Here is a 3,278-nt window from a genome sequence, read left to right as displayed (position 1 = left end):
CGGACGTGACCTGGCCGAATTCAGCCTGGCTGAATTGCAGGCCTTTAGCGCAACCATAGGCGATGATGTATTTGAAGTCCTGACACTGGAAGGCTCAGTCGCCAGCCGCAACCACACCGGTGGCACCGCGCCTGAACAAGTACGCCGCGCCATCGCGCAAGCCAGGGAACAGTTAGGGCGCTGATGGCACGCCTGCTTCATCACCAGTGGAATCGCAGATCACATTGGCTGATGGTGGCAGGATTGATGCTCTGCGTTGGCTTAATGGCGGGGCTGGTCCAGCAATCGGCCCAGGCCGCGTTCGGCATTGCCAATCCCAGGCACGAACAGTCCATGTTATGGCCGTTATTACCAGGCGAAAGCATCAACAGCCTGGCCGCCAAACTCTACCCGCAAAGCCCGGTGTTGCAGCAGCGCTTTGTGCAGCAATCGCTGACCTTAAGCCGCAGCCGTGGCATCCTCCTTACCGCAAATCAACGCGTCGATTATGCGCAATTGATTGCAGTACCGAATGCGCAAGCGCTGCATACCGTGACGCATCGCATTAAAAAAGCGGATGAAGCAGATCCGCAAATGTTTGCGACACAAGGATTGGTGATGAGTTTGCAGATGCGGCAGTGGGAGCAATCGGGAAGTATCTTTCCTAGCTTGAGTTTGCCGTCTATTCAGGTACCAGTATGGATGAAACTGAATAATGCAAAATCTTCGGCATCGGAATTAACAGCCCAGGTGCGGTATAACTTTCAGTCGAATATTAAGGCGCTAGGGCATATGTCGGTGAAGAGTTTATCTAAACAACCGCATTTGGTGATGATTGTGAGTAGTGGATTGTTGTTATTGGTGTTGGTTGCGGTCTGGGGATTGCAGAGAAAAGGCCGCTCTGTTGATTGATACGTTCATCGAACTTTGATGGATTCTTTTTCGCCTCTAGGCGAGTGTCTTTCCTTTGCTTGCCCAAAGCAAAGGCACCAAAGTAAAGGGCACCCTAGCATCCGCTTGTTTCCTGCGTTGCTCGTCAAAATAAGCGGTCGCGAAACTCGACCTAGCAGCTCACACAGAACGTGATCTGCTGCGGGACTCAAACAAACGCTCCCTTAATTCTTTTTTTGACTGCGCTACTCGGCGCGTCAAATAGGGGCCCATTTAAAACCACCACGATGAAACAGCTGTGTGATGTTAAGGACGGTGGGCACTTAATCAGTTTTACAATTCGTAGACCCAATTCAAACTTTTATAACTCTAATTCTTTTGTTTCTTCTTCCCCAGTGGTTGAGCGTGGTGCGATGTAAAGAATTACACCCAATTGAAAGCGTGTGGTTTTCCCGGGCCCCTATCTGACGCGCCGAGTAGCGCAGTCAGCGTGGGAGTTGTCAGCCAGCGTCTGTTCGAGTTCCGCAACAAGCCACGTTCTGCGTGGCTTGTCAGGGCGAGTTTCGTTGGCCGCCCACGTTGATGAGCAACGCAGGGAACAAGCGGAAGCTAGGGTGCATTTCTTTTGGTTAGCTTTTCTTTGGGCAAGCAAAGAAAAGTAACTCGCTGAGAAGCGAAAAGAAAAGTGAATGTATGAAGAAATACGTATTAGGAACTTACCGTATGCGTTAGATTAACTATTTGATTGAAACCAAGCTTCGCATAACCTCGCCTGGATTCTGACCTACGCCAGAATGACGACTCATTGCATCACGCCCTTGCTTCTACCGGTCCGGCGCCACAGGCAAAGCATGTTCATTGCTGCTCTATTCCGGTAAAAACATCTCCAGCAAGGTATTCAAAAACCGCTGCCCCAGCAACGTCGGTTTAATCACTCCTCCAAGCTGCTCCAGCAAACCCTTCTGCTGCGCCTCCTGCATCTGCGTCTGAATCACCCGCAACGGCAATCCCGTCCGTTGCTGAAACAACCCGACCTCCACGCCATCCACCAACCTTAACGCATTCATCATAAATTCAAACGCCAGGTCCTCACGGCCAATCTGCCATTCACTATCCACCATCTGCCCTGTAGCCACCGATTCCAGATATCTCTTCGGATGCTTATGACGACTCTGGCGAATAATCCTGTCATGAAAACTCAGCTTGGAATGCGCCCCGGCCCCAATGCCTAAATAATCGCCAAACGTCCAGTAATTCAGGTTGTGCTGGCATTGCTGACCAGGCTGGGCAAAGCCTGAAGTTTCATAATGCTGGTAGCCATTCGCTGCGAGTATCTTCTCGATTTCTTCCTGCATGGTGGCGCTGGTGTCATCATCCGGCAGGCTCGGCGGCGTGCGGTGGAACGGCGTGTTAGGTTCCAGTGTCAGGTGATAAAACGACAAATGCGCTGGTTTCAACTGACAGGCTGTTTCGGCATCTACCAATGCATCTTCCAGGCTTTGCTCAGGTAATGCATACATTACGTCCAGATTTACTTTGTCAAAGGTATGCAAGGCCAATTCAGCCGCAGCGAGTGCTTGCTCAAGGTCATGAATACGCCCTAAAGCTTTCAAATATTGCGGCTGGAAACTCTGTATGCCTAACGAAACACGGTTCACGCCTGCATCGCGATATCCCTTGAAATTGGCGATATCGACTGTGCCGGGGTTAGCTTCCAGCGTCACTTCCGCACCATATTCCAGCGGCGTCAGCATGCGCACATGGCTGAGGATTTTATCAATCGACTCGGCGGAAAAAATGCTGGGCGTGCCACCACCAAAAAAGACGCTGCGGATTTTGCGGCCCCACACCAGCGGCGTGGCCTGTTCAAGGTCGGCAATCAGTGCATCGACATAAGCGGCTTCCGGGATTTCCTGCCGCGCTTCGTGGGAATTAAAGTCGCAATACGGGCATTTGCGTACACACCAGGGAATATGGATATACAGCGAAAGCGGCGGCGGATTGGTGAGGCCGCTCAGCGTGACGTCGCCTTGTAACGGCGCGTCACTCAAACTGTTGGCAGGGTAAATCGGGATCATGTGCGTATTTTACCGCGTAACCGTGAGACAACCGGCGTTTATATGCTTTGCAACAACACCCTGGGCGGCTGGTTAAACTGGTTACGCGCCACCAGCCACGCAGAAAACGGCACCAGTATAATTGCCGCCAGCAAGGCCTGCGCGCTCAGCCAGGCATTGAATTGGTATTCCATATCCAGCACCAGCGTCGCCAGGTAATAGGCCGCAATATTGGTAAAAATATTGGCGACGACACTGGCCAATATGCCTATGCATAAAAACTCCACCAGCATGGCCAGTATCACCTGCTTCCTTGAAGCGCCCAGTACCCGCATCAACGTGCTTTCCCGC

At 51.8% G+C, this 3,278-nt stretch carries 3 protein-coding genes and 1 pseudogene; 2 read left to right on the top strand and 2 right to left on the bottom strand.

What is annotated here, in order from left to right:
- Positions 1–184 (top strand): annotated as a pseudogene (locus VK958_RS13400) (argininosuccinate lyase); the annotation flags it as partial.
- Positions 184–891: a hypothetical protein gene (locus tag VK958_RS13395; RefSeq protein WP_325242176.1), complete on the top strand. Its 708-nt coding sequence runs from the start codon at positions 184–186 to the stop codon at positions 889–891. The pseudogene VK958_RS13400 and the gene VK958_RS13395, both read left to right, overlap by 1 nt.
- A gap of 845 nt (positions 892–1,736) precedes the next feature.
- Here the strand turns inward: VK958_RS13395 and hemW are convergent.
- Positions 1,737–2,948 carry a radical SAM family heme chaperone HemW gene (gene hemW, locus VK958_RS13390; protein WP_325242173.1) on the bottom strand — a complete coding sequence of 404 codons (1,212 nt, stop codon included), beginning with the start codon at positions 2,946–2,948 and terminating at the stop codon, positions 1,737–1,739.
- Between the two features lie 38 nt (positions 2,949–2,986).
- Positions 2,987–3,278 (bottom strand): FtsX-like permease family protein (locus VK958_RS13385; RefSeq protein ID WP_325242171.1); only part of this gene is annotated, 292 nt, incomplete at its 5' end.

This window comes from Methylophilus sp., from assembly GCF_035460085.1.
Lineage (GTDB): Bacteria > Pseudomonadota > Gammaproteobacteria > Burkholderiales > Methylophilaceae > Methylophilus.
The sequence above is the reverse complement of the archived record's forward strand: the minus strand, read 5'-3'. Positions and strand labels throughout refer to the sequence as shown.